At 63.5% G+C, this 22,088-nt stretch carries 22 protein-coding genes; 11 read left to right on the plus strand and 11 right to left on the minus strand.

Going from position 1 to position 22,088, the window contains the following annotated elements; translation table 11 throughout:
- The first annotated feature begins 238 nt into the window (after nucleotides 1–238).
- The 5 genes from KCX70_RS11475 to arsJ are packed head-to-tail and all read left to right on the plus strand — an operon-like array spanning nucleotide 239 to nucleotide 3,988.
- Complete coding sequence (locus KCX70_RS11475) at nucleotides 239–586, plus strand: metalloregulator ArsR/SmtB family transcription factor (RefSeq protein ID WP_212617608.1); 348 nt, start codon at nucleotides 239–241, stop codon at nucleotides 584–586.
- An 18-nt stretch (nucleotides 587–604) separates the two neighbouring features.
- Complete coding sequence (arsH, locus tag KCX70_RS11480; protein WP_212617609.1) at nucleotides 605–1,336, plus strand: arsenical resistance protein ArsH; 732 nt, start codon at nucleotides 605–607, stop codon at nucleotides 1,334–1,336.
- A 26-nt stretch (nucleotides 1,337–1,362) separates the two neighbouring features.
- Nucleotides 1,363–1,689, plus strand: coding sequence for a YnfA family protein (locus KCX70_RS11485; RefSeq protein WP_212617610.1), 327 nt, complete (start codon nucleotides 1,363–1,365; stop codon nucleotides 1,687–1,689).
- 24 nt (nucleotides 1,690–1,713) lie between these two features.
- Entirely contained in the window at nucleotides 1,714–2,721 is a 1,008-nt protein-coding gene (locus KCX70_RS11490) for an ArsJ-associated glyceraldehyde-3-phosphate dehydrogenase (RefSeq protein ID WP_212617611.1), read from the plus strand.
- 34 nt (nucleotides 2,722–2,755) lie between these two features.
- A complete protein-coding gene (gene arsJ, locus KCX70_RS11495) occupies nucleotides 2,756–3,988 on the plus strand; it encodes an organoarsenical effux MFS transporter ArsJ (RefSeq protein ID WP_212617612.1) in 1,233 nt (410 codons plus the stop codon).
- A gap of 98 nt (nucleotides 3,989–4,086) precedes the next feature.
- Here the strand turns inward: arsJ and KCX70_RS11500 are convergent, their stop codons facing one another.
- From KCX70_RS11500 to exaC, 10 genes are all read right to left on the minus strand, one after another.
- Nucleotides 4,087–5,787, minus strand: a complete 1,701-nt coding sequence (locus KCX70_RS11500) for a PAS domain-containing hybrid sensor histidine kinase/response regulator (RefSeq protein WP_212617613.1) — start codon at nucleotides 5,785–5,787, stop codon at nucleotides 4,087–4,089.
- A complete protein-coding gene (gene ercA / locus KCX70_RS11505) occupies nucleotides 5,771–6,934 on the minus strand; it encodes an alcohol dehydrogenase-like regulatory protein ErcA (protein ID WP_021206801.1) in 1,164 nt (387 codons plus the stop codon). The genes KCX70_RS11500 and ercA overlap by 17 nt, the downstream gene beginning before the upstream one ends.
- A gap of 156 nt (nucleotides 6,935–7,090) precedes the next feature.
- Entirely contained in the window at nucleotides 7,091–9,007 is a 1,917-nt protein-coding gene (locus KCX70_RS11510) for an alpha/beta hydrolase family protein (RefSeq protein WP_212617614.1), read from the minus strand.
- Nucleotides 9,008–9,048: 41 nt separating this feature from the next.
- On the minus strand, nucleotides 9,049–10,203 hold the full coding sequence (gene pqqE / locus KCX70_RS11515; protein WP_212617615.1) for a pyrroloquinoline quinone biosynthesis protein PqqE: 1,155 nt from the start codon (nucleotides 10,201–10,203) through the stop codon (nucleotides 9,049–9,051).
- Nucleotides 10,175–10,453, minus strand: coding sequence for a pyrroloquinoline quinone biosynthesis peptide chaperone PqqD (gene pqqD, locus KCX70_RS11520; RefSeq protein ID WP_021206804.1), 279 nt, complete (start codon nucleotides 10,451–10,453; stop codon nucleotides 10,175–10,177). Before pqqD (KCX70_RS11520) ends, pqqE (KCX70_RS11515) begins: the two co-directional genes overlap by 29 nt.
- Before the next feature lie 107 nt (nucleotides 10,454–10,560).
- Nucleotides 10,561–11,313: a pyrroloquinoline-quinone synthase PqqC gene (gene pqqC / locus KCX70_RS11525; RefSeq protein ID WP_021206805.1), complete on the minus strand. Its 753-nt coding sequence runs from the start codon at nucleotides 11,311–11,313 to the stop codon at nucleotides 10,561–10,563.
- A gap of 89 nt (nucleotides 11,314–11,402) precedes the next feature.
- Entirely contained in the window at nucleotides 11,403–12,314 is a 912-nt protein-coding gene (gene pqqB / locus KCX70_RS11530; protein WP_021206806.1) for a pyrroloquinoline quinone biosynthesis protein PqqB, read from the minus strand.
- Between the two features lie 48 nt (nucleotides 12,315–12,362).
- Complete coding sequence (gene pqqA, locus KCX70_RS11535; RefSeq protein WP_003253598.1) at nucleotides 12,363–12,434, minus strand: pyrroloquinoline quinone precursor peptide PqqA; 72 nt, start codon at nucleotides 12,432–12,434, stop codon at nucleotides 12,363–12,365.
- A gap of 136 nt (nucleotides 12,435–12,570) precedes the next feature.
- Entirely contained in the window at nucleotides 12,571–13,689 is a 1,119-nt protein-coding gene (locus KCX70_RS11540; RefSeq protein ID WP_212617616.1) for an NADH:flavin oxidoreductase, read from the minus strand.
- A 237-nt stretch (nucleotides 13,690–13,926) separates the two neighbouring features.
- On the minus strand, nucleotides 13,927–15,447 hold the full coding sequence (gene exaC / locus KCX70_RS11545; protein WP_212617617.1) for an acetaldehyde dehydrogenase ExaC: 1,521 nt from the start codon (nucleotides 15,445–15,447) through the stop codon (nucleotides 13,927–13,929).
- A 419-nt stretch (nucleotides 15,448–15,866) separates the two neighbouring features.
- Between exaC and pqqA (KCX70_RS11550) the strand changes: the two genes are divergently transcribed.
- From pqqA (KCX70_RS11550) to KCX70_RS11575, 6 genes are all read left to right on the plus strand, one after another.
- On the plus strand, nucleotides 15,867–15,956 hold the full coding sequence (gene pqqA, locus KCX70_RS11550; RefSeq protein WP_207765120.1) for a pyrroloquinoline quinone precursor peptide PqqA: 90 nt from the start codon (nucleotides 15,867–15,869) through the stop codon (nucleotides 15,954–15,956).
- Nucleotides 15,957–16,012: 56 nt separating this feature from the next.
- On the plus strand, nucleotides 16,013–16,306 hold the full coding sequence (gene pqqD, locus KCX70_RS11555) for a pyrroloquinoline quinone biosynthesis peptide chaperone PqqD (RefSeq protein WP_212617618.1): 294 nt from the start codon (nucleotides 16,013–16,015) through the stop codon (nucleotides 16,304–16,306).
- Nucleotides 16,275–17,420, plus strand: coding sequence for a pyrroloquinoline quinone biosynthesis protein PqqE (gene pqqE / locus KCX70_RS11560; RefSeq protein WP_212617619.1), 1,146 nt, complete (start codon nucleotides 16,275–16,277; stop codon nucleotides 17,418–17,420). Before pqqD (KCX70_RS11555) ends, pqqE (KCX70_RS11560) begins: the two co-directional genes overlap by 32 nt.
- 84 nt (nucleotides 17,421–17,504) lie before the next feature.
- Entirely contained in the window at nucleotides 17,505–18,008 is a 504-nt protein-coding gene (locus tag KCX70_RS11565) for a urate hydroxylase PuuD (RefSeq protein ID WP_212617620.1), read from the plus strand.
- Nucleotides 17,989–19,089, plus strand: coding sequence for a 3-phosphoserine/phosphohydroxythreonine transaminase (gene serC, locus KCX70_RS11570; protein WP_212617621.1), 1,101 nt, complete (start codon nucleotides 17,989–17,991; stop codon nucleotides 19,087–19,089). Before KCX70_RS11565 ends, serC begins: the two co-directional genes overlap by 20 nt.
- Nucleotides 19,082–19,948, plus strand: coding sequence for a phosphoserine aminotransferase (locus tag KCX70_RS11575; protein ID WP_212617622.1), 867 nt, complete (start codon nucleotides 19,082–19,084; stop codon nucleotides 19,946–19,948). The genes serC and KCX70_RS11575 overlap by 8 nt, the downstream gene beginning before the upstream one ends.
- 101 nt (nucleotides 19,949–20,049) lie before the next feature.
- Here the strand turns inward: KCX70_RS11575 and KCX70_RS11580 are convergent, their stop codons facing one another.
- The gene (locus tag KCX70_RS11580; protein WP_212617623.1) at nucleotides 20,050–21,828 is read right to left on the minus strand and encodes a PQQ-dependent methanol/ethanol family dehydrogenase; all 1,779 of its coding nucleotides are present in this window, start codon (nucleotides 21,826–21,828) and stop codon (nucleotides 20,050–20,052) included.
- Nucleotides 21,829–22,088: the final 260 nt, after the last annotated feature.

A 22,088-nucleotide genomic window follows, 5' to 3' on the forward strand; every position in this document is an offset into this window, starting at 1 on the left:
GCTTGAACGGCCGTTGGCGCGCCTAAGACCACTTCGCTGGTACGTTGGCTGGCTATCCGGACCGGTTGCCAAGCGAGCGATCAAACATTTACATACGCCAATTCATATATTGACGCGACGAGCATACCTACGCACCAAGGCCACGCCACATGGTGAAGGTCGTTTTCGTGGGCGCGTCTTTACCGGACATGTGAATATCCATATATTCGTCTAGCCGCATATATGACGAACCTATCTCATGGTCGAACACCTGACGCCCAATACCCTCTTCAAATGCCTGGCGGACGAGACCCGCGCACGGCTAACCCTGCTCGTGGCCCACGAAGGCGAGCTGTGCGTCTGCGAACTGACCTGCGCGCTGGACGAAACCCAGCCAAAGGTGTCACGGCATCTGGCACAGCTTCGGACTTGCGGGCTCCTGGCGGGCCGACGCCAGGGCCAGTGGGTTTACTACCGTCTCCACCCGCACTTGCCCGACTGGGTTCACCAGGTACTCGACACCATTCTTGGCGCTAACAAGCATTGGCTGGCGGACTGCAGCGGGCGGTTGGACGCCATGCGCAACCGGCCGTCAGCCTGCGGTTGAACGAAACGAGGAACCGCCATGACCACCCGTGATACGCATCAGGCCGAGCTGCCGAACGTCGACAGCGAGCTGTTCGCGCTGCCCGACCTGGAACGGCTCGAAACCACCCGTGCTCTCTCCCACCCTCCGCGAATACTGCTGCTCCATGGCTCGAACCGTGAGCGTTCGTTCAGCCGGCTGCTGGTCGAGGAAGCCTCTCGCCTGCTGCGACAGCTCGGCGCCGATACGCATATCTTTGATCCATCTGGGCTGCCATTGCCGGACGACGCACCCGACTCGCACCCTAAGGTCAGGGAGCTGCGCGAGCTGATGGCCTGGTCGGAGGGGCAAGTCTGGTGTTCGCCCGAGCGGCACGGCTCGATGAGCGCGGTGTTCAAGGCGCAGATCGACTGGGTTCCCCTGGCGCTTGGTGCCGTTCGCCCCACGCAAGGCAAGACGTTGGCGGTCATGCAAGTTTGCGGCGGCTCGCAGTCGTTCAACGTGGTCAACCAGCTTCGTGTGCTGGGGCGTTGGATGCGCATGTTCACGATCCCCAACCAGTCCTCGGTGCCCAAGGCCTTTCTCGAGTTCGACGAGGCGGGCCGCATGAAGCCGTCCTCCTTCTACGACCGCTTGGTCGATGTGATGGAAGAGCTGATGAAATTCACCCTGCTGCTGCGTGGCCGACAGGACTATCTGGTCGACCGCTACTCGGAACGCAAGGAAACGGCCGAGGCGCTGTCCCGCCGCGTTAACCAGCGCTCGATCTAGCCGCCTGCAGACCCAGCGAGAATCCAATGCTTAAAACGTTAGCCCTGTTTGCCGTCACCGCCGTGGCCGAGATCGCCGGCTGCTACCTGCCCTATCTCTGGCTCAAGCAGGGCAAGAGCATCTGGCTGCTGGTGCCTGCCGCACTGTCGCTGGCCCTGTTCGCCTGGCTGCTGACCCTGCACCCAACCGCCGCGGGCCGTGTGTATGCCGCTTACGGCGGTGTCTATGTCGGCGTGGCGATGCTCTGGTTGTGGCTCGTCGACGGCATTCGACCAACCCACTGGGACCTGCTCGGCTGCGCAGTGGCCTTGCTCGGCATGGCGATCATCATGTTCGGCCCGCGAGCCACCTGAATTACATTGCAGGAGTGACATTTCATGACGATCAAAGTAGGCATCAACGGTTTTGGCCGCATCGGACGCCTGGCGCTTCGTGCCGCGTGGGGCTGGCCGGAGCTGGAATTCGTTCACATCAACGACCCGGCCGGCGATGCGGCGACCCATGCCCACCTGCTGAACTTCGACTCGGTCCATGGACGCTGGACGCACGAAGCGGATAGCGAGGGTGATCATCTGGTAATCGAGGGTAAGCGAATCCAGGTCACCGCCAACAAGGCAATTGCCGAAACGGACTGGTCGGACTGCGATCTGGTGATCGAAGCCAGCGGCAAGATGAAGACGGAGGCGGCGCTGCAAGCGTATCTGCAGCAAGGCGTGAAACGCGTCGTCGTCAGCGCGCCGGTCAAGGAACCCGGCGTGCTCAACGTCGTCATGGGCGTCAACGATCAGTTGTTCGAGCCGACGCAACATCGCATCGTCACGGCGGCATCCTGCACCACCAACTGCCTGGCGCCAGTGGTCAAGGTGATCCAAGAGCATCTGGGCATCCGCCATGGCGCGATCACCACCATCCACGATCTGACCAATACCCAGAGCATTCTCGATCAGGCCCATAAGGACCTGCGACGTGCCCGCGCCTCTGGCATGAGCCTGATTCCAACCACTACCGGTTCGGCGACAGCCATCGCTGAAATCTTTCCCGAGCTGCGCGGCAAACTCAACGGCCATGCCGTGCGGGTGCCGCTCGCCAACGCCTCACTGACCGACTGCGTCTTCGAGGTCGAGCGCCCGACCAGTGTCGACGAGGTCAACCGGTTGCTGCGGGCCGCCGCGAGCGAGGGCCCGCTCAAGGGCATTCTCGGCTACGAGGAGCGGCCGCTGGTTTCGATCGACTACCGCACCGACCCCCGCTCCTCGATCATCGATGCGCTGTCGACCATGGTCGTCGACGGGACCCAGGTGAAGCTCTACGCCTGGTACGACAACGAATGGGGTTATGCCAATCGCACCGCGGAACTGGCGCGCAAAGTCGGCCTGGCCGGCTGACGCTGGTTGCAGCCCCATCGAGCAAGGATCTCCCATGCATGCCCTCTCCCACCTTGCACCCGAGGTGCGCCAGTATCTGCTGGTAACAGGCAATTACTGGGCGTTCACCCTGACCGATGGTGCGCTGCGCATGCTGGTCGTGCTGCACTTTCATGCGCTGGGCTATACACCGCTGCAAATCGCCGCCTTGTTTTTGTTCTACGAAATCTTCGGCGTGGTCACCAACCTGCTGGGCGGCTACCTGGGCGCGCGGCTGGGGCTCAACCGCACCATGAATGTCGGTCTGGCCATGCAGGTGGTGGCGCTGCTGATGCTGGCGGTGCCGGGCACATGGCTGACGATCCCCTGGGTGATGGGCGCGCAGGCGCTGTCCGGCATCGCCAAGGATCTGAACAAGATGAGCGCCAAGAGCTCCGTCAAGCTGTTGGTACCGGAGGCTCAGCAAGGCACCTTGTATCGCTGGATAGCGGTGCTCACAGGATCGAAAAACGCGCTCAAAGGCGTTGGTTTCTTCCTCGGCGGGGCCTTGCTCGCCGGCATCGGCTTTCGCGGCTCGCTGCTGGCCATGGCGGCGGCGTTGGCGCTGATCTGGATCGCCAGCCTGTTGCTGCTCAAGAAGGACTTGGGCAAGGCCAAGGCGAAGCCGAAATTCCGCGAACTGCTCTCCAAAAGCCGCGCTATCAATGTCCTGTCCGCCGCTCGGCTTTTCCTGTTCGGTGCGCGAGACGTCTGGTTCGTGGTGGCGCTGCCGGTCTACCTGTCCGCGGTATTTGGCTGGGATTTCTGGCAGGTCGGCGGATTCCTCGCGCTCTGGGTAATCGGCTACGGGCTCGTTCAGTCCCTGGCACCCGCGATTACCGGGAAGAAGCGCGGGCAGGTTCCCGATGGGCGTGCTGCCTTTGCCTGGTCACTGCTGCTTGCGGGTTTGCCGGCGGGCATCGCATCGGGCTTGGATAGCGGGCTCTCGCCTCAAGTCGTGCTGCTCGGCGGCCTGCTGGTATTCGGCGCGTTGTTCGCGGTGAACTCATCGCTGCACAGCTATCTCATCGTCTCCTACGCCACGGCCGACGGCGTGTCGCTGGACGTTGGCTTTTACTACATGTCCAACGCCCTGGGCCGGCTGCTCGGTACGCTGCTGTCCGGTTGGGTCTACCAGCGTTACGGCCTGGAAACCTGCCTCTGGATATCCAGCGCCTTCGTGCTGTTCGCCGCCTTCATCTCGATGAGGCTGCCGCACCATTCGCGGGAAGACGCGCGGGCTGGTTGATGGCTGTGATCAGTGACCAGGGCGATTGCCCGGTCGGTCAGGCAACAAAATCAGCCGCGAGCCAAGCAATGCCGCGGTAGATAGTCGGAGCAGAAGGCTCAGATCGTGCTTTTCCCATTGCTGGGCTGCGGGTTGTTGCCAAGAAGATGGCTGAGGACCGAGCGCATCTTCCCGGCCTTGACCGGCTTGTTCAGCACCGGTACGTCGAGCCCCTGCAGTTGGCGGCGACACTGGTCGCTACGATCGGCGGTGATCATGACGACCGGGATCGCTCGCCCGAAGTGCGCACGTATCGCGGTCGCGACCTCCCACCCCGTCACGCCCTGGTCGAGGTGGTAATCGGCAAGAATTACCTCGGGCGGCGAACCTTCCAGCACGGCCATCGCAGCGTCCTGATCGACGGCCGTCAATACGTCGCAGCCCCACTGACCGAGCAACGCCGCCATGCTGTGCAGAATGCTCTCTTCATTGTCCACGACCAGCAACCGTCGGCCGGGTAGCGGATCGCCTGGTCCGGCCATGACAGCCGGCGCCTCGGCTGCGCGCTGCGTCGGGTTCTCGGCGAGCGGCACGTCGATGCTGAAGACCGAACCTCGGCCGATCTGCGAACGTACCTGGACGCTGTAGCCGAGCATCGAGGCGATGCGGTCGACGATGGCCAGGCCGAGCCCGACCCCGGCCCGCTCGGCGGCCCGTTGCACGCCCAGCTGGTTGAACTCGAGGAAGATCGACTGCATCTGGTCCGCCGCGATTCCCTGGCCCGTGTCCCAGACCTCGATCCGCAGGTTCTCGCCGCGGCGGCGCGCCCCCAGCAGCACCCTGCCCCGGGCGGTATACCGGCAGGCATTGCTGAGGAAGTTGCGCAGGATGCGCGTCAGCAGGCGGAAATCGCTGCGCAATGCATAGGCTGGGATGTAGAAATCGAAACCGAGCCCCTGCGCTTCGGCCACTGACTGGAATTCGGACACCAGGGGCAGCAGCACATCATCGAGCCGATAGACTTCGATGTCGGGTTTGATCGCCTGTTGGTCGAGTTTAGAAATATCCAGCAGATCGGTCAGCAGGTCTTCGGCGCCTTCCAGCGCCTGGTGTGCGCGCTCGACGAGGGTCTGCTCGGAGGTCGGCAGTCCCCGCTCGCGCAAGGTCGAGATCAGCAGGCGTGCCGCATTGAGCGGCTGCAACAGGTCATGGCTGGCAGCGGCCAGGTACTTGTCCTTGCTGTGGTTGGCCGCCTCTGCCGCATCGCGCGCCTTGCGCAATTCCAACGTGCGGTCGGCGACCCGCTGTTCGAGCTGTTCATTGAGCTGCAACAGGCGCAGTTGCGCCAGTTTGCGCTCGGTGATATCGGCGACGAAGCCTTCGACCAACCCCTCTTCCTCGGGTTTGAGGAGCAGGTTCATCATCACGTCGAGGGTGCTGCCGTCCTTTCGCCGCAGCCGGGTTTCATAGCCGAACAACCCGCGCTGAGTGCTCAGCACGTGGCGGATCTGCTTGAGCTCGCCCTCACCACCCAGAAACAGATGATGGGACAGGTCGGTCAGCATCCACAGCGCTTCTTCTGGACTCTCGTAGCCGAGCATGCGCGCCAGGGCGGGATTGGCCGCCCGGATGCCCTCTTGCAAGCTGGCCTGGAAAATACCGTGCACCGCATGCTCGAACAGCCACTTGTAGCGGTTGCGTTCGGACTCCAGTTCTTCGAGCCGCGCCACCAACTCGGGATAGTGGCTCTTGCGTGCCGAATGGCTACCCAGGCCGAGCAGCCCGGCGAGCGCCTCGTCCTGTTCAGAGTGCTTCGGCATAGACCACTTCGACGTCCCGCTGAGTGGATGAACGCGGATTGGTCAGGATGCAGGGATCTTGCATCGCATGCTGCGACAGGAACGGGATGTCGGAGAGATCGACTCCGTGCAGACCCAGGGTCTCGTGGAAACCGATAGCCTGCTTGAGCGCGGCAAGATGCTGTACCAGGCGCTCACGGATCTGCCGATGGCTCAAGCCGCGGCTGTCTATCCCTAGGGTTTCGGCGACGACCTTGAAACGGTCCGGCGCCGCGTCGTAGTTGAAGGCCACTACGTGCTCGACCAGCACGGCATTGCACAGGCCATGGGGAAGATCCAGGTAACCGCCGAGGCTGTGAGACATCGCGTGGACCGCACCGAGAATGGCGTTGGAAAACGCCAGGCCAGCCTGCATGCTGCCGAGCATGATCTTCTCGCGCAGCTGGATGTCAGTTGGATTGGCGATCATCTGCACCAGGTGCCCGTTGATCAGCCGCATCGCCTCCAATGCATGAGGGTCGGTCAATGGGCCATGGCCGGTGGAGACGAAGGCCTCGATCGCATGCACCAGCGCATCGATGCCGGTACAGGCGGAGAGGAACGGGTCCATGCTGAGCGTGGTTTCCGGATCGATCAGCGAGACGTCCGGCACGGCGCCCTTGCTGACGATCGAGAACTTCATGCGCTCTTCCTGGTTGGAGATGATCACGAATTGCGAGACATCCGCCGAAGTGCCGGCGGTGGTCGGGATCAGGATCAATGGCGGGCTCGGCACCCGCAAGGTATCGACGCCTTCGAATTCGATGATGCAGCGCCCATGGGCCACCGCGATGCCGATGCCCTTGGCGCAGTCCATGGGACTGCCACCGCCCACCGCGACGATGACATTGCACCCTTCGCTGCGATAGACCTCGGCGCCAGCCATTACCTCTTCCGCACGGGGATTGGCCGATACCTGGGTGAACAGATGATAGTCGATGCCCTGGTTGGTCAGGCTGGCCTGAACATCGCCGACCCAGCCGGCGGCGACGACGCCCGGGTCCGACACCAGCAGCACCTTGCGTGCGCCGAAATTCTTCGCGTAATTGCCGACGCTATGGCGGCATCCTGCGCCGAAAACGATCTCTGGCGAGACGAACTTACGCTGCAGGCTAAGGTTTGGGCTCATACAACGGCCTTCGTAATTATTTGTTACCGACACCAAGCCTACTGCTTTGCGCAATCAAAGCAATCGGCAAAAAGGTGCAGCCCGGGCCAGGCTGGGGAGTCTACAGGTTCGCCGGCTGGACCGGGTGACTCGAAGCGCCCGCAATGACGCCTGCCGCTAGCCGAGTAGCCGCTGGTAAAAACGATACTCGCACTCGAGGGCGTCGGCCAGGTTGGCTGCCTGGCGGAACCCGTGGCGCTCCTGCGGGTAGAGACGATACTCCACGGTAATCCCTTGCCGCTTCAGGGCATCGACCATGGATTCGGTCTGCTCGGGCAATACCACCGCGTCCTTGCCGCCCTGAAAGAAGATCACCGGCACCTTGATCCGCGCGGCATTGTTAAGCGGCGCGCGCTGGCGATAGCGGTCAGCGTGCTGCTCCGGATCGCCGATCAACCAATCCAGGTAATCCGCCTCGAACTTGTGCGTGACGCGGCGCAGGGCAAGCGGATCGCTGACTCCGTAAAGACTGGCGCCACCCCTGAAGCCACTGTCGGACGCCAACGCGCAAAGCGCTGTATATCCGCCGGCGCTGGAGCCGCGGATGAAGGTGCGGGCCGGGTCGATCTGCCCGCTCACGTTCAGCGCCCGGACCAAGGCTGCGGCGTCCTCGACATCGACCATACCCCACTGGTTCTTCAGGCGTTGCCGATAGGCACGGCCGAAGCCGCTGCTGCCGCGATAGTTGAGATCGGCAACGGCAAAGCCGCGTTGGGTCCAGTACTGAATTCGTGGATCGAATACCGGATAGCAGGCGGATGTCGGTCCCCCATGCAGGAAAACCACCAACGGCGGTTTTTCCCCTGTCAGGCTTCGGTAGTCAGCGTTGCTCGGCGGATAGAAGAACGCATGAGCTGTCTCGCCATTGGCCGTGGCGAAGCTGAACGGCTGCGGTCGCGACAGCTGCTCGGCCGGCAGCGGCTCAGCGCCGCCCGCGACGATTCGCACCTCTCCGGTTCGCCGTGTGATGGCCAGCACAGCGGGCGCGCGATTGGCGGCGCCGGCAATGCAGTAAAAATATCGATCATCTGCGGCAAGCTGTCGGCAACGGTCGAATCCGGTCGCCAACTGGCGCTCCTGGCCGTCTCCATTGCGCTCGAACAGCAGTCCATAGCCATCGATCATGCGCGTCAGCAGCAGGCCGCCGTCGGCCAACGGCAGGTAGCTGACGGTTCCGAGCTGCCAAGGCGCAGGGGCGTGGTCATAAGGAGCCGCCAGGTCGTCGGCCTCGGCGTCGACGTCAGCATCCGGCGCGAACGCCGGGACCAGCCGGCCGCACTGCTCGCGCCAGGGTTGCCACCAGCCCGCCCTGTCACTCAGGCAGTAGAGCGAGTCATCGGGGGCGAAACGCGGTTGCTGCAGGGATTCGCCGCCCTCCGCTCCGGCCAGGCGTAGCGCCGGCCGCCAGGCGCCGTCATCGCCACGTTCGGCCATCCACAGGCTGGTCGCCGTCCACGGCTGTTCGGGCCGCTGCCACTGGATCCAGGCCATCCGCCGGGATTGGGCATCGACGACCGCGGAGGAGTAGAAGTCCGCGCCTTCGCCGAGCACGCTGCGAGCGCCATCGCTCGTCGAGAAACTGACCAGCCGGTGCACAACGGGCTGCGCGGCGTGGCTTTCTTCTACCGCGATGATGGCCGACTGGCGCGAATCGAATTGCAGATCGCCGTAACGGCAGTCGGGGCACGCGGTCAGCGCGACAGGTTCGTCGAACCGGCCCCGTTCGAAGGATTGCAGATGAATCTGCTGGTCCGTTTCATCGACGAAGGCGACGCCCTGCGTCGTCACGCAGAACGCGCCGCCGCCATATTCGTAGACGCGGCTGCGCAGCGACCGGCCGGCTGGCGTCGCACAGACGAGCTGCCCGTCCCGCCAGTACCACAGCGTGCAGAGGGCGTCCGCCGGGTCGTATTCGATCCAGAACAGGCCGTCATGGCCTGCGCGGATCTCAGCGAAGTCGCGGCTCGCCGCTGCCGCCTTTTCGGCGCTCCAATCGCTTGGCCAGAAGCCGAAGGGTGTAGCAGTCTTGGTCATCGTGATCGCGCTCGACAGCCATAAGCTCGTGTCGAGCCACCTTATACCTTGAGGATCAGTTTCGAAGCCTTCTCGTTGCGGAAGGTCAGTTCTTCCAGTCCGCGGGGAGCCTGCTCGGCCTCGGTACGTGCCGCGAGAATCTTGCCGTGATGAGCCGACTTGCTGCACACCGGATCCGCGTTGGCTGCGTCGCCGGTGAGCATGAAGGCCTGACAGCGGCAGCCTCCGAAATCCTTTTCTTTCTCGTCACACGACTGGCATGGCTCGGGCATCCAGTCGAAACCACGGAACTTGTTGAAGCCCATCGAGTGCTTCCAAATCTGTTCGATGCTCTGCTCGCGTACGTTCGGAAAGCTGATCGGCAATTGGCGGGCACTGTGGCAAGGCAGCGCGGTACCGTCCGGCGTGATGTCGAGGAACAGGTTGCCCCAGCCGTTCATGCAGCCCTTGGGGCGTTCTTCGTAGTAATCGGGCGTCACGAAGATCAGTTTGCACGGGTGGTTCTCGGCGGCGAGCTTGTCACGCCACTCGTTGGTAATCCGCTCGGCCCGCACCAGCTGCGCCTTGCTCGGCAGTAGTCCGGCGCGATTGAGCTCGGCCCAGCCGTAGAACTGGCAGGTGGCAAGCTCGACGAAGTCAGCCTCCAGCTCCAGGCAGAGCTGGATGATGCGATCGATGTTGTCGATGTTGTGCCGGTGGGTGACGAAGTTCAGCACCATCGGATAGCCATGCGCCTTGACCGCCCGCGCCATTGCGAGCTTTTGGGCGAACGCCTTCTTCGAGCCGGCCAGCAGGTTGTTCACTTCCTCGTCGGCGGCCTGGAAACTGATCTGGATATGGTCGAGCCCGGCCTCGGCGAACGAGGCGATCTTCTCCTCGGTTAGGCCGATGCCGGAGGTGATCAGGTTGGTGTAGTAACCGAGGTCGCGCGCCGCCTTGATCAGCTCGGCCAGGTCCTGGCGGACCAGGGGCTCACCGCCGGAAAACCCCAGCTGCGCCGCCCCCAGCTCCCGCGCCTGGCGGAACACCTCGATCCACTGCGCGGTGGTCAGTTCGTCCTGGTTGCGGGCGAAGTCCAGCGGGTTCGAGCAATACGGACATTGCAACGGACAGCGATAGGTGAGCTCGGCCAGCAGCCACAAGGGTGGGCCAGGCTCGAAACCCGGTTTAGCGAAGCTCGATCCAGAACCGTTCAACGGCTACCTCCAGGAACGCAACGATGTCTTCCTCGATACCTTCCGCATCGGGAAACCTGCTCTGCAACTCGGCGACGATATTGCCGACCGTGCGGGTGCCGTCCACTTCGCCCAGTACGGCCGATGCGCTCTCGTTGAGCTTGATCATGCCCTCGGGGTAAAGCAGGACATGACAGTTCTGCGCGGGCTCCCATTGGTAACGAAAGCCGCGGCGAAAGGCTGGGATTTGCGTCAGTTGGATATCGCTCATGTTGTCTGTCTCGCCGATGGCAGACGGTGGCCTGCGAGTGGTAAATCTGTGACCTGTCGGATGAGTCGGCGGCGCCAAGCCCTGGCAGTCCAGTTTGGCGCCGATGCTCAGACGGTGATGCCCTTATGCCAGACGCGCTCGCTCGTTACTGTGTGATACGGCGGGCGGTCCAGCTCGTAGGCCATGCTCATGGCATCGAGCATGCTCCACAAGACGTCGAGTTTGAACTGAAGAATGTTCAGCATGCGCTCCTGGCTTTCGCGGGTCGTGTAGTGCTCCAAGGTGATGCGCAGGCCGTGTTCGACATCGCGGCGCGCTTCTTTCAACCGCTTGCGGAAATAGTCGTAGCCAGACGGATCGATCCAGCTGTAATGCTGCGGCCAGGCGTCCAGTCGGGACTGGTGAATGGTCGGCGCGAACAGCTCGGTGAGCGAGCTGCTGGCTGCCTCCTGCCAGACCGCTCGACGCGCGAAGTTGACGTAGGCATCCACCGCGAAGCGCACACCCGGCAGCACCAGCTCCTGGGACAGCACCTGCTCGCGATCCAGCCCTACCGATTCAGCCAGGCGCAGCCAGGCCTCGATACCGCCCTCCTCTCCGGGCCTGCCGTCATGGTCGATGATGCGCTGTATCCATTCACGCCGCGTCTCGCGATCCGGACAGTTGGCCATGATCGCCGCGTCCTTTACCGGGATGCAGACCTGATAGTAGAAGCGGTTCGCGACCCAGCCCTGAATCTGCGCGCGGGTCGAGCGACCTTCGTACATGGCCCGATGGAACGGGTGGTGGATATGGTAGTAGTCGCCCTTGGCGCGTAGCGCCGCCTCGAACTCGGCGGGGGTCATGGCTGGCTGAGTCATAGAGTTTCCTTACGGTGATAGCGAGCGGCTGTCCGGGCGCGCCTGGCTGCGTTGGACAGCGATACCTGTAGGCTTGGCGATCTATCCTGCTAGAGCTCGATGCTCATGCCATCGAACGACACCTCGATCCGATGCCTGTCGAGCTCGGCACGCTCGGCGGAATCCTCGTCGAGGATCGGATTGGTGTTGTTGATGTGGATGAGGATCTTGCGGCTGGCTGGCATGCCGTCGAGCACCTCGATCATGCCGCCAGGCCCGCTCTGTTGCAGATGCCCCATCTCGGAACCCAGCTTGGTTCCCACTTCCCGCACCCGCATCTCATCGTCACGCCAGAGCGTACCGTCGACCAACAGGCAGTCGGCGCCTCGCATCAGGTCCAGCAGCTCGGGGCTGACCTGGCCGAGGCCGGGCGCGTAGAACAGCTTGCCGCCAGTGTTGCGGTCCTCGATCAGCAGGCCGATATTGTCGCCGGGATGCGGGTCGTTGCGGTGTGGCGAATAGGGTGGCGCCGAGCTGCGCAGCGGAATCGGCGTGATCTCGAGATTCGGACAGGTCGGAATACGGAAGCTGCCTTCCAGCGCGATCGGGTTCCAGCGCAGGCCGCCGTTCCAGTGCTCGAGCATCTTGAACAATGGGAACCCGGTGGTGAGGTCCTGGTGGACCATCTCGGTACACCAGACTTCGTGCGGGCAGCCTTCACGCAGCGTCAGCAAGCCGGTGGTGTGGTCGATCTGGCTGTCCAGCAGGATGATGGCGCCGATCGCGGTATCGCGCGGCGCCCGTGCCGGTTGCAGCTTGGGAAACGATTCGAGCTGGGCACGGATATCCGGCGAGGCGTTGCACAGGATCCAGTCTTCGCCGTTGTCGCTGATGGCGATCGATGACTGGGTGCGCGCTTGGGCACGCAGCGTGCCGGCTCGCAGCCCGGCGCAGTTGGCACAATTACAGTTCCATTGTGGAAAGCCGCCGCCAGCAGCCGAACCGAGGATCTGGATGAACATGGGCAGCTCCCAAAAAGCGGAGCCCCGGCCGGGGCCGGGGCAGATCAATCAGCGGTTGGCGAAGTACATGGTGACTTCGAAACCAATGCGCAGGTCGGTGAAAGCAGGTTTGGTCCACATGGTTCGATTCCTCTTTTTATGGATGGCGGGTTATCCCGACGACTCATTAAGCACCCTGTTCCGTCAAAAGCAGAATGGTACTTTGGAAGGAGACAGCGCCCTGCCTTGGTAGTGCCCGCTCGCTGTCGGCAGCGAACTATCGCTGCCGCGTAGCCGGGCGGTCGTTCATGCCCCGCCAGGCCAGTTCGTTGGTGAGCGTGGCCATGGGCGAGAACATGTCGTAATCGAACGAGGTCATCCTGTCGCCTTGCTCGGCGCGTAGCGGCCAATCGTGATTGGCCAGCGCGGCCTTGCCCACCGCGACGAGGTCCAGTTCGCCATCGTCCAACAGCTTCTGCGCCTGCTCGCGGGTCTGCACACCACCGTTGCCGATCACTGGTATCGACACACTGGCCTTGGCAATCGCCGACAGCGTCGGGCCTTCTTCGAACGCTGGCGCACCGACGTCGTATTCGGTGATGTGCAAGTAATCCAGCCCCGCGTCGGCTAGGGTGGCGAAGCGAACCCTGGCCGCCTCTACCCCGCCGTCCCATTTCAGCCGGCTCGCGGACACCATGCCCTGGGACAGCCGCATCCCGACCAGAAATTGCGCACCGACCGCTTCGCGCACGGCCTCGATCACCGCCAACGGCAGCGCCAGCCGAGCCTTGAAATCGCCACCCCATCGATCGGTGCGCTGGTTGAACTCGGCGCTCATGAACTCGTGCAACAGATAGCCATTGGCGCCGTGCAGCTCGACGCCGTCGAAACCGGCATCACGCGCGTGCCGGGCGGCCTGAACGAATCCGGCAATGGCCTGCTGGATTTCTTGCTCGGTCATCTCGGCGGGCGTGGCGTACGGACCTTCGCCACCATAGAAGCTCAGTTGCTCACCACCAGGCTGCACCGCAGATGGCGCAACGTGGCGGGCATGGTGAACGTTGCCCTGGGTCTGCGCGCCACCGTGCATGAGCTGTGCAACGAAGGCAGCACCCGCCTCGTGCACGGCCTGGACCAGGGGTTTCCAGCTGTCCCGCTGGACCTCGGTCGCCAGCCCCGGCTGATTGAAGTACCCCTGGCTGTAGGCGGTATCGGTGTAGGTACCTTCGGTTATCAGCAAGGCGAAACCGCCTTCGGCGAACGCCTGGTAGTAGTCGCGCATCAGCTCGTTGGCCGTCCCGTCCGGCTCGGCGCTGACGCGCGTCATCGGTGCCAGCACGGTGCGATTGCGCAAGGTCAGTTGCTTGAGCGTGAAGGGTTCGAACAGCTGGGGCATGGGCCTTTCCTCATGAAAGCGGGGCGTTTCCGAATCTGAGGGGTTTCAGGGCAGCGGAGTTCGGTGATTAGCGATGGCTGGTCTGTCGCGAACAAAAAAACGCGGCCCTAAGGCCGCGTTGCGTTGACGAACCAGCGACCGCACCCTGCCGGTCGATGGTCCCGCACTCAGGGTGCGAGCAAGTCCTGCCGACGCGCTGGAGCGAACGCGCCGGGTCCAACGAGTGACGACGCTGGCTTAGAAGAAGCCCAGCGGGTTGATGTCGTAGCTGACCAGCAGGTTCTTGGTCTGCTGGTAGTGATCGAGCATCATCTTGTGGGTCTCGCGGCCGACCCCGGACTTCTTGTAGCCACCGAAGGCGGCGTGCGCCGGGTACAGGTGGTAGCAATTGGTCCACACGCGACCGGCCTTGATGCCACGGCCCATGCGGTAGGCGCGGTTGATATCGCGGGTCCAGACACCAGCGCCCAGGCCGAACTCGGTGTCGTTGGCGATCGCCAGTGCTTCGGCCTCGTCCTTGAACGTGGCCACCCCGACCACCGGCCCGAAGATCTCTTCCTGGAACACGCGCATCTTGTTGTGGCCCTTGATCAGGGTCGGCTGCACGTAGTAACCGGTCGACAGGCTGCCTTCAAGCTTCTCGGCGTTGCCACCGGTCAGGATCTGCGCACCTTCCTGCTGAGCGATTTCCATGTACGAAAGGATCTTGTCGAACTGCTGCTCGGACGCCTGTGCGCCGACCATGGTGTCGGTGTCCAGCGGGTTGCCGCGCTTGATAGCCTTGATCTTCTTCATCACCACTTCCATGAAGGGTTCGAAGATCGATTCCTGAATCAGTGCACGCGACGGGCAGGTGCAGACCTCGCCCTGGTTGAAGAACGCCAGCACCAGGCCTTCAGCGGCCTTTTCGATGAACGCCGGCTCGGCATTCATGATGTCTTCGAAGAAGATGTTAGGGCTCTTGCCGCCCAGCTCGACGGTGCTCGGAATAATGTTCTCGGCAGCGCAGCGCATGATGTGCGAGCCCACCGGGGTGGAACCGGTAAAGGCGATCTTGGCGATGCGGGTGCTGGTGGCGAGCGCCTGCCCCGCCTCCTTGCCAAAGCCCTGAACGATGTTCAGCACGCCGGCTGGCAGCAGGTCGCCGATCAGCTCAGCGAAGACCATGATCGACAGCGGAGTCTGCTCGGCGGGCTTGAGGATCACGCAGTTGCCGGCAGCCAGTGCGGGCGCGAGCTTCCAGGCGGCCATCAGCAGCGGAAAGTTCCACGGAATGATCTGACCGACCACACCCAGCGGCTCATGGAAATGGTAGGCCGCGGTGTGTTCGTTGATTTCGGCGGCGCTGCCTTCCTGGGCGCGGATGCAGCCAGCGAAGTAGCGGAAGTGATCGGCTGCCAGCGGCACGTCGGCGTTCAGGGTTTCGCGCACGGCCTTGCCGTTGTCCCAGGTCTCGGCGATGGCGAGCTTCTCCAGGTTGGCTTCGATGCGGTCGGCGATCTTCAGCAGGATCAGCGCGCGATCCTGGACCGAGGTCTTGCCCCAGGCGTCAGCGGCAGCATGCGCGGCGTCCAGCGCCTTCTCGACGTCTTCGGCGCCGGAGCGCGGGAATTCCGCGATGACCTGCCCATTGACCGGCGAGGTGTTGACGAAATACTCACCCTTGACCGGCGGGACGAATTCACCGCCGATGAAGTTGCCATAGCGTGGCTTGAAGGAAATGACGGAGCCTTCCGTACCGGGTTGGGCGTAGATCATGAGCGGCCTCTCCAATGTTCTGCTTATCGAGCCTGACCGGGGATGGACAGGGCATGGAGCGATAGTAGGCAGCGCGACAGCCGTGCCGGAATGCACCCAAGGGAGAGATGCGCTCGTCATTTGGTAGTAGATGCCGGGTGGCGTCCAGGCGGCCTGTCGCAGCGGCGATTAGCCTCGGGAACGGCCTGCGGCGGATCGAGAAATCCGACAGGTTAATCCGCGTCGCCCAGCTGGAAATTGACCATCGGCAAGCCCGATCAGGCGGATCGCAAATTCTCTTGCGACGCAACAAAAGCGCGACCAATTACCCATGAAATCGAGCCGAAAGTCCTATTAGGACGCCCCTCCTCGCACCGTAGTTTTCGGCTGGCGGCACCGTTCCATTTCCCTGATACGGAAAGTCAAAAACGAAAACAACGATGAGGAGATACCCCATGCAATGGATCGATCCTGACTTCTGCGACCTGCGACTGGGCTTCGAAGTCACCGCGTACGTCTACGTACGCTGAGCCCCTGACCGGCGTGGCGGCGCAAGCCGTCACGCTGGCGGTGCGAGGAAATCGACATGACCATCCCGAACACTGCGCTTGAGCGCTGCTACGAGATCCGCCCGCCGTTCCTGTTTCGCTGGGAAGACTCGCAGCAGGCCCACGTGCTGCTCTACCCCGAAGGCATCGTCAAGCTGAACGCCACCGGCGGCGACATCCTCCGGCACTGCGACGGCAAGACCAGCGTGGCCGAGCTGATCGACCGGCTCAGCCACATCTACAACGCAACCGACCGCGACGCCATAAGCAAGGGCGTCCTGAACTTCCTGGAGGTGTCCCATGGCAAGGGGTGGATCCGAGCTAAGGCTTGATGGCAGCGGCAACCCCGTCTGGCTGCTGCTGGAGCTGACCTACCAATGTCCGCTGCAGTGCGCGTTTTGCAGCAACCCGCGCAACTTCGGCGACTACCGCCAAGACGAGCTCAGCACCGCCGAGTGGATCGACGTGATGGCCCAGGCCCGCGCCATGGGCGCCATGCAGATCGGCTTCTCCGGCGGCGAGCCGACCCTGCGCAAAGACCTCGAGACGCTGGTCGCCGAGGCCGATCGCATGGGCTACTACACCAACCTGATCACTTCCGGCATCGGCCTGACCGAAGCTCGGCTGCACGCCCTGAAGGACGCCGGGTTGCGCCACATCCAGCTCGGTTTCCAGTCCACCGACCGCGACGTGGCGCGCCAGCTGGCCGGGGTCGATGCCTGGGAGCGCAAGCTCGGCATGGCACGGCTGATCAAGTCGCTGGACTTTCCCATGGTGCTGAACGTACCGATTACCCGACAGAACATCGGCCAGATCCCGGACATCATCGACTTCGCCATCGAGCTAGGCGTGGAATACCTCGAACTGGCCAATGTGCAGTACTACAACTGGGCGCTGCTCAACCGTGATGCGCTGATGCCGACCCGCGCCGATCTGCAGCGTGCGGAAAGCCAGGTGCAGCAAGCGCGCAAGCGTCACGGCGATCGGCTGACCATTTTCTTCGTCATCCCCGACTATTACGAAGGCCGACCCAAGGCCTGCATGAACGGCTGGGGCGCCATCCACGTCACCGTCGCGCCCAATGGCGACGTGCTGCCCTGCTCCCAGGCGGCCAACTTCAAGCATCTCCAGTTTCCCAACGTGCGCCAGCAGCGTCTGGCGCAGATCTGGCACGATTCGCCGGTGTTCAACCTGTACCGCGGCGATAGCTGGATGCCCGAGCCCTGCCGCAGCTGCGACGAGAAGGAAAAGGACTTCGGTGGTTGCCGCTGCCAGGCCCTGCTGCTGACCGGCGACGGCGCCAACACCGATCCGGCGTGCAACCGGTCGCCGCATCACCAGTTGGTGCGCCAGGCCGTGGCACTGGCCGAAGAGGCCGCCCGCCCGCAGGGCACCCTGATTGCCCGCCAAGCCAGCCAGGGGGTCGAAATTGAAACTGCCCCATGATTCATTCGCCGGCACTCTCGGCGCCGGCCTCGTATTGACGCTCGGCTGCTACCTGCTGCTGCGCGTGCTGGTCTAGGAGGCGTGATGCAGTCGCCCATCCTCGACGTGCTGGCCCGCTACGCGCATTTGCTATTCGCGCTGGTCTGGGTTGGCCACAACTACGCCAACTTCATCCAGAATCCGCGCTTCGTGCCGCTGCACAACGGCATCGACACTGCCACGCTGAATCGCGACCTGGAAGCGCGGATGAAGCGCGAGCACGGCATCTTCCGTTACGCCTCATTAGTGGTCTGGCTGTCCGGGATGGCCATGCTCTGGCATCGCGGTTGGCTGCCCGACGCCCTGTTGCTCAAAGGTCCGCTGGCGGTCATCGGCCTCGGCGCCTGGATCGGCACGGCAATGCTGCTCAACCTCTGGCTCGTGCTCTGGCCACACCAGAAGAAGTTGCTCGGCTTCGTCCCGGCGACGCTGGAGGAGCGCGTGCGCTGCTCGCGTATCACCTTCCTGTCGTCGCGCAGCAATACCATCCTGTCGATTCCCCTGCTGTTCCTGATGGCGACTGGCGGCCATGGCTTGCACCTCTACTGAACCGTCCGCTCGCTACAACTTCGCCGCCGGTCCGGCGATGCTGCCGGTCGAGGTGCTGACGCAGATCGCCGAGGAGTTGCCGAACTGGCAGGCGAGCGGCTTTTCGGTGCTCGAGCAACCGTTCACCGATGCGCCGTTCAAGCACTTGATGAGCGATACCGAACAGTTGCTGCGCAGGCTCCTGGCGATTCCGCACGGCTACCGCGTGCTGTTCCTGCAGGGTGGCGCATCGGCGCAGTTCGGGCTGTTACCGCTGAACCTGCTTCGCCCCGGACAAAGCGCCGACTACCTCGAAAGCGGCCACTGGGCACGCAAGGCGATCGCCGAGGCGCGTCGGCACGCACCGGTCAGGGTTGTCGCCAGCGGTGCCGCACGAGGCTTCAGCGCCCTGCCCTCGTTCGAACACTGGCGGCTCGATCCCGATGCCGGCTATTGCCACCTCACCAGCAACGAAACCAGCAACGGCCTGCAGATGCAGCATTTCCCAGAGTCGCCCGTGCCGCTGGTTGCCGACATGACCTCCGACCTGCTGACGCGCCCCTTGCCGGTCGGGCGCTTCGGGCTGATCTATGCCAGCGCACAGAAAAACCTCGGCGTCGCCGGCCTCTGCCTGCTGATCGTGCGCGATGACGTGCTACGCAAGCCGCCGCGCGGGCTGCCCGCCGCGTTCAGCTATGCCGTCCAGGCCGAGCAGCAGAGCCGCTTCAACACACCGCCAACCTTTGCCCTGTATGTCGCCAACCTGATGCTGCGCTGGATCGAGCGCCAGGGTGGCCTCGAGGTGATGGCCGCCAACGCCCGCGAGCGCAGCCAGCGGCTTTATCGCCATATCGACGCCAGCGGCTTCTACCATTGCCCGCAGCGCGTGGCAGACCGCTCCACCATCAACGTCTGCTTCCAGTTACGCGATCCGCAGCGGGTCGCGGCGTTCGTTGCCGAGGCGGCACATCAGGGGCTGCATCACCTGGCCGGCCACGCGGCGGTCGGCGGCCTGCGGGCGAGCTTGTACAACGCCATGCCGCTGGAGGGCGTCGAGCGGTTGCTGGCGTTCATGCAACGGTTCGAGTGCCGCCATGGCTGAGGGGGTTTTGCCAGCACAGCGCACGCGTCTGCGCCACCGCTTCGCACTGGACCTGGCGAGCCTGGCGTGCCGCCTCCCCGCGCAGCCAATCGCTCAACCGGTCGAGGCGATGGGCCTGCAGTTCCAGACCCCGGTGGGTATCGCGGCCGGCTTCGATCGACTCGGACGGCTCGGGCGCCGGGCTTCGACGCTGGGCTTCGGTTTTACCGAGATCGGCAGCCTGACCGCCGCCGACCTGCCCCTTCTGGCAGCTCCCCGGCTAGGCGCGGCACAACTGGGCGTCAACCTGACGCTCGACGCGGGTCATGCGATCGCCCAGACCTGCGCGCTGCTCCAGGGCGCCTGGCCTTGGGCCGACTATCTGTTGCTCAACCTCATCGGGCCAGCCTGTGCGCCTTTGCTGGAGCAGCCCGGGCGTCTCCAAGCGCGGCTCGCCTCACTGCGTGACCATCACCGACATCTCAACTGCGCCTATGGTCGGCAGGTCCCGCTGGTGGCCAAGCTACGCTGCCTGCCCGACAACCTGCCGCTGGCCCTGGTCGACCGGCTTCTGGGGCTGGGCTTCGATGGTCTGCTGCTGGCCCATGACCCCGGACCGCCAGCTACACGCCAACGCTACCTGGCCTGGCAGGATGAGCGTGTCCAGGCGCAGGCGTGCGCGCAGGTCGCGCAGCTGCACCGTCTCTGCGGACCGAACGCTGTATTGATGTCGGTGGGTGGCATCCAGACGGCCGATCACCTGCGTGAGCGTAGGGCGGCCGGCGCGCAGCTGGTCCAGGTGCATGCGGCCCTGCTGCAGCAAGGACCCTGGCTGGCGCGCCGCCTGCTGGGGGCGGGAACCGAAGGTCCGGTTCGGTAGAGGGCGCAAGGCTAGCCGCGCGAAGGCGTTGCCCTCCACGACTGCCTGCGCACAAACGAAAAGGGCCGGCTAAGAGCCGGCCCTTTGTCTTCAGGTGTCGATCAACGCTTGGCGACGACCTGGTCCTTCGGCAGCTTGAACGTCCAGACCATGCCACCCTGGTTGAAGTCCTTGATGCGCTTGGCGACTTCGCCGCCCCACAGCGGGACCGCACCACCCCAGCCGGAGAGCACGGAGACGTACTGCTCGCCGTCCATTTCCCAGGTAATCGGCGAGCCGATCACGCCGGAGCCGGTGTTGAACTCGTAGAGTTTCTTGCCGGTCTTGGCGTCGAACGCCATCAGGTAGCCTTCCGGGTTGCCGGTGAATACCAGGTTACCCTTGGTTGCCAGCACACCGCCCCAGAGCGGCGCGTAGTTCTTGTAGCGCCAGACTTCCTTGCCGGTCTTCGGATCGATGGCGCGCAGTACGCCGATGTAGTCCTCGTTCAGCGGATGAATGGTGAAGCCGGCACCCAGATAGGCCGCGCCCTTCTTGTAGGCGACGCCTTCGTTCCAGATGTCCATGCCCCATTCGTTGGACGGCACGTAGAACAGCCCGGTGTCCTGGCTGTAAGCCATCGGCATCCAGTTCTTGCCGCCGAGGAACGACGGCGCGACGAAGACCGACTTGCCCTTGTCCGCGTCGCCCGGGGCGCCAGGACGGTTGGCATCGTCGTAGACCGGACGGCCATCCTTGTCCAGACCCTTGGCCCAGGTGATCTTGTCGACGAAGGGGAAGCCGCGGATGAACTTGCCGTTGGTGCGGTCGAGAACGTAGAAGAAGCCGTTACGGTCCGCGGTGCCGGCGGCCTTGACGGTTTTTCCGCCGTCCTTGTAATCGAAGGAGATCAGCTCGTTCACACCGTCGAAGTCCCAGCCGTCATGTGGCGTCGACTGGAAGTGCCATTTGATCGAGCCATCGTCCGGGTTCAATGCCAGGCGGGACGACGAGAACAGGTTGTCACCCGGGCGCAGGTGCGAGTTCCACGGCGATGGGTTACCGGTGCCGAACAGCAGCGAGTTGGTATCCGGATCGTAATAGCCGCCCAGCCAGGGCGCGGCGCCGCCAGTCTTCCACAGGTCGCCCGGCCAGGTCTTGCCGGCCTCACCACCGGAGATGCCGTTCTCGACCTTCTTGCCGTCCTTCATCACGTAGCCCATGTGGCCTTCGACGGTCGGACGGGTCCAGAGCAGCTCGCCATTCTTGGCATCGAATGCCTGGATCATGCCGACAACGCCGAATTCGCCGCCTGCCAGGCCAGTGATGACCTTGCCCTTGACGACCATGGGTGCGGCGGAAATGGAGTAGCCGGCCTTGTAGTCAGCGACGGTCTTCTTCCAGACGACCTTGCCGGTGTCCTTGTTCAACGCGACCAGCTTGGCGTCCAGGGTGCCGAAGATCACCAGGTCGTCATACAGCGCGACACCGCGGTTGATCACGTCACAGCACGGCATGATGCCATCGGGCAGGCGCGCATCGTACTGCCAGATTTCCTTGCCGGTACGGGCGTCCACGGCGAAGACGCGGGAATAGGAGCCGGTCACATACATCACGCCGTCCTTGATCAGCGGCTGCGCTTCCTGACCACGCTGCTTTTCGCCGCCGAGGGAGAACCCCCAGACCGGGCGCAGTTGGCTGACGTTTTCGGTGTTCAGTTTGTCCAGTTGACTGTAGCGCTGCCCTTGCAGGCCCAGGCCGTTGGTGACGATCTGATCGGTGGACTTGGCGTCGTTGAGAATTTCCTGATCAGTGACTGCCCAAGCCGACACGCTGGACATCGCCATGGCGGCGCATAGCGCGGTCAGGGCGAAGGGCTTGCGAAGACCGGTGTGCTTCATTGCGGCTACCTCTACGGGTTCATTGTTATCGTCGCCGGGAAGTTTTCCCGGTCTGTTGCCGATTCTTCGTTGCAGGCCCTTTGCCAACAATTGCACGCAGTACCGATTTTCCTACTCCCTTGGTAGCAATACCGTCACGCAGGGCGCGCCAGCTCAGCGATCGAAGGGTCTGGCCGAGCGCAACCCGACACCGAAGTCGCAGCCCGGGGGCCCGAAAAGACAATTTCTCGCGGTGACAACTGCCCGTAAAAAAGCGGTTC

Origin of the sequence: Stutzerimonas stutzeri, assembly GCF_018138085.1 — a bacterium.
In the GTDB taxonomy this organism is placed as follows: domain Bacteria; phylum Pseudomonadota; class Gammaproteobacteria; order Pseudomonadales; family Pseudomonadaceae; genus Stutzerimonas; species Stutzerimonas stutzeri_AI.

What these genes read in the sequence shown, in the direction of transcription:
- KCX70_RS11475 (WP_212617608.1), top strand. Translation starts at nt 239, where the DNA reads ATGGTCGAACACCTGACGCCCAATACCCTCTTCAAATGCCTGGCGGAC.
- arsH (WP_212617609.1), top strand. Translation starts at nt 605, where the DNA reads ATGACCACCCGTGATACGCATCAGGCCGAGCTGCCGAACGTCGACAGC.
- KCX70_RS11485 (WP_212617610.1), top strand. Translation starts at nt 1,363, where the DNA reads ATGCTTAAAACGTTAGCCCTGTTTGCCGTCACCGCCGTGGCCGAGATC.
- KCX70_RS11490 (WP_212617611.1), top strand. Translation starts at nt 1,714, where the DNA reads ATGACGATCAAAGTAGGCATCAACGGTTTTGGCCGCATCGGACGCCTG.
- arsJ (WP_212617612.1), top strand. Translation starts at nt 2,756, where the DNA reads ATGCATGCCCTCTCCCACCTTGCACCCGAGGTGCGCCAGTATCTGCTG.
- KCX70_RS11500 (WP_212617613.1), bottom strand. Translation starts at nt 5,787, where the DNA reads ATGCCGAAGCACTCTGAACAGGACGAGGCGCTCGCCGGGCTGCTCGGC.
- ercA (WP_021206801.1), bottom strand. Translation starts at nt 6,934, where the DNA reads ATGAGCCCAAACCTTAGCCTGCAGCGTAAGTTCGTCTCGCCAGAGATC.
- KCX70_RS11510 (WP_212617614.1), bottom strand. Translation starts at nt 9,007, where the DNA reads ATGACCAAGACTGCTACACCCTTCGGCTTCTGGCCAAGCGATTGGAGC.
- pqqD (WP_021206804.1), bottom strand. Translation starts at nt 10,453, where the DNA reads ATGAGCGATATCCAACTGACGCAAATCCCAGCCTTTCGCCGCGGCTTT.
- pqqC (WP_021206805.1), bottom strand. Translation starts at nt 11,313, where the DNA reads ATGACTCAGCCAGCCATGACCCCCGCCGAGTTCGAGGCGGCGCTACGC.
- pqqB (WP_021206806.1), bottom strand. Translation starts at nt 12,314, where the DNA reads ATGTTCATCCAGATCCTCGGTTCGGCTGCTGGCGGCGGCTTTCCACAA.
- KCX70_RS11540 (WP_212617616.1), bottom strand. Translation starts at nt 13,689, where the DNA reads ATGCCCCAGCTGTTCGAACCCTTCACGCTCAAGCAACTGACCTTGCGC.
- exaC (WP_212617617.1), bottom strand. Translation starts at nt 15,447, where the DNA reads ATGATCTACGCCCAACCCGGTACGGAAGGCTCCGTCATTTCCTTCAAG.
- pqqA (WP_207765120.1), top strand. Translation starts at nt 15,867, where the DNA reads ATGAGGAGATACCCCATGCAATGGATCGATCCTGACTTCTGCGACCTG.
- pqqD (WP_212617618.1), top strand. Translation starts at nt 16,013, where the DNA reads ATGACCATCCCGAACACTGCGCTTGAGCGCTGCTACGAGATCCGCCCG.
- pqqE (WP_212617619.1), top strand. Translation starts at nt 16,275, where the DNA reads ATGGCAAGGGGTGGATCCGAGCTAAGGCTTGATGGCAGCGGCAACCCC.
- KCX70_RS11565 (WP_212617620.1), top strand. Translation starts at nt 17,505, where the DNA reads ATGCAGTCGCCCATCCTCGACGTGCTGGCCCGCTACGCGCATTTGCTA.
- serC (WP_212617621.1), top strand. Translation starts at nt 17,989, where the DNA reads ATGGCTTGCACCTCTACTGAACCGTCCGCTCGCTACAACTTCGCCGCC.
- KCX70_RS11575 (WP_212617622.1), top strand. Translation starts at nt 19,082, where the DNA reads ATGGCTGAGGGGGTTTTGCCAGCACAGCGCACGCGTCTGCGCCACCGC.
- KCX70_RS11580 (WP_212617623.1), bottom strand. Translation starts at nt 21,828, where the DNA reads ATGAAGCACACCGGTCTTCGCAAGCCCTTCGCCCTGACCGCGCTATGC.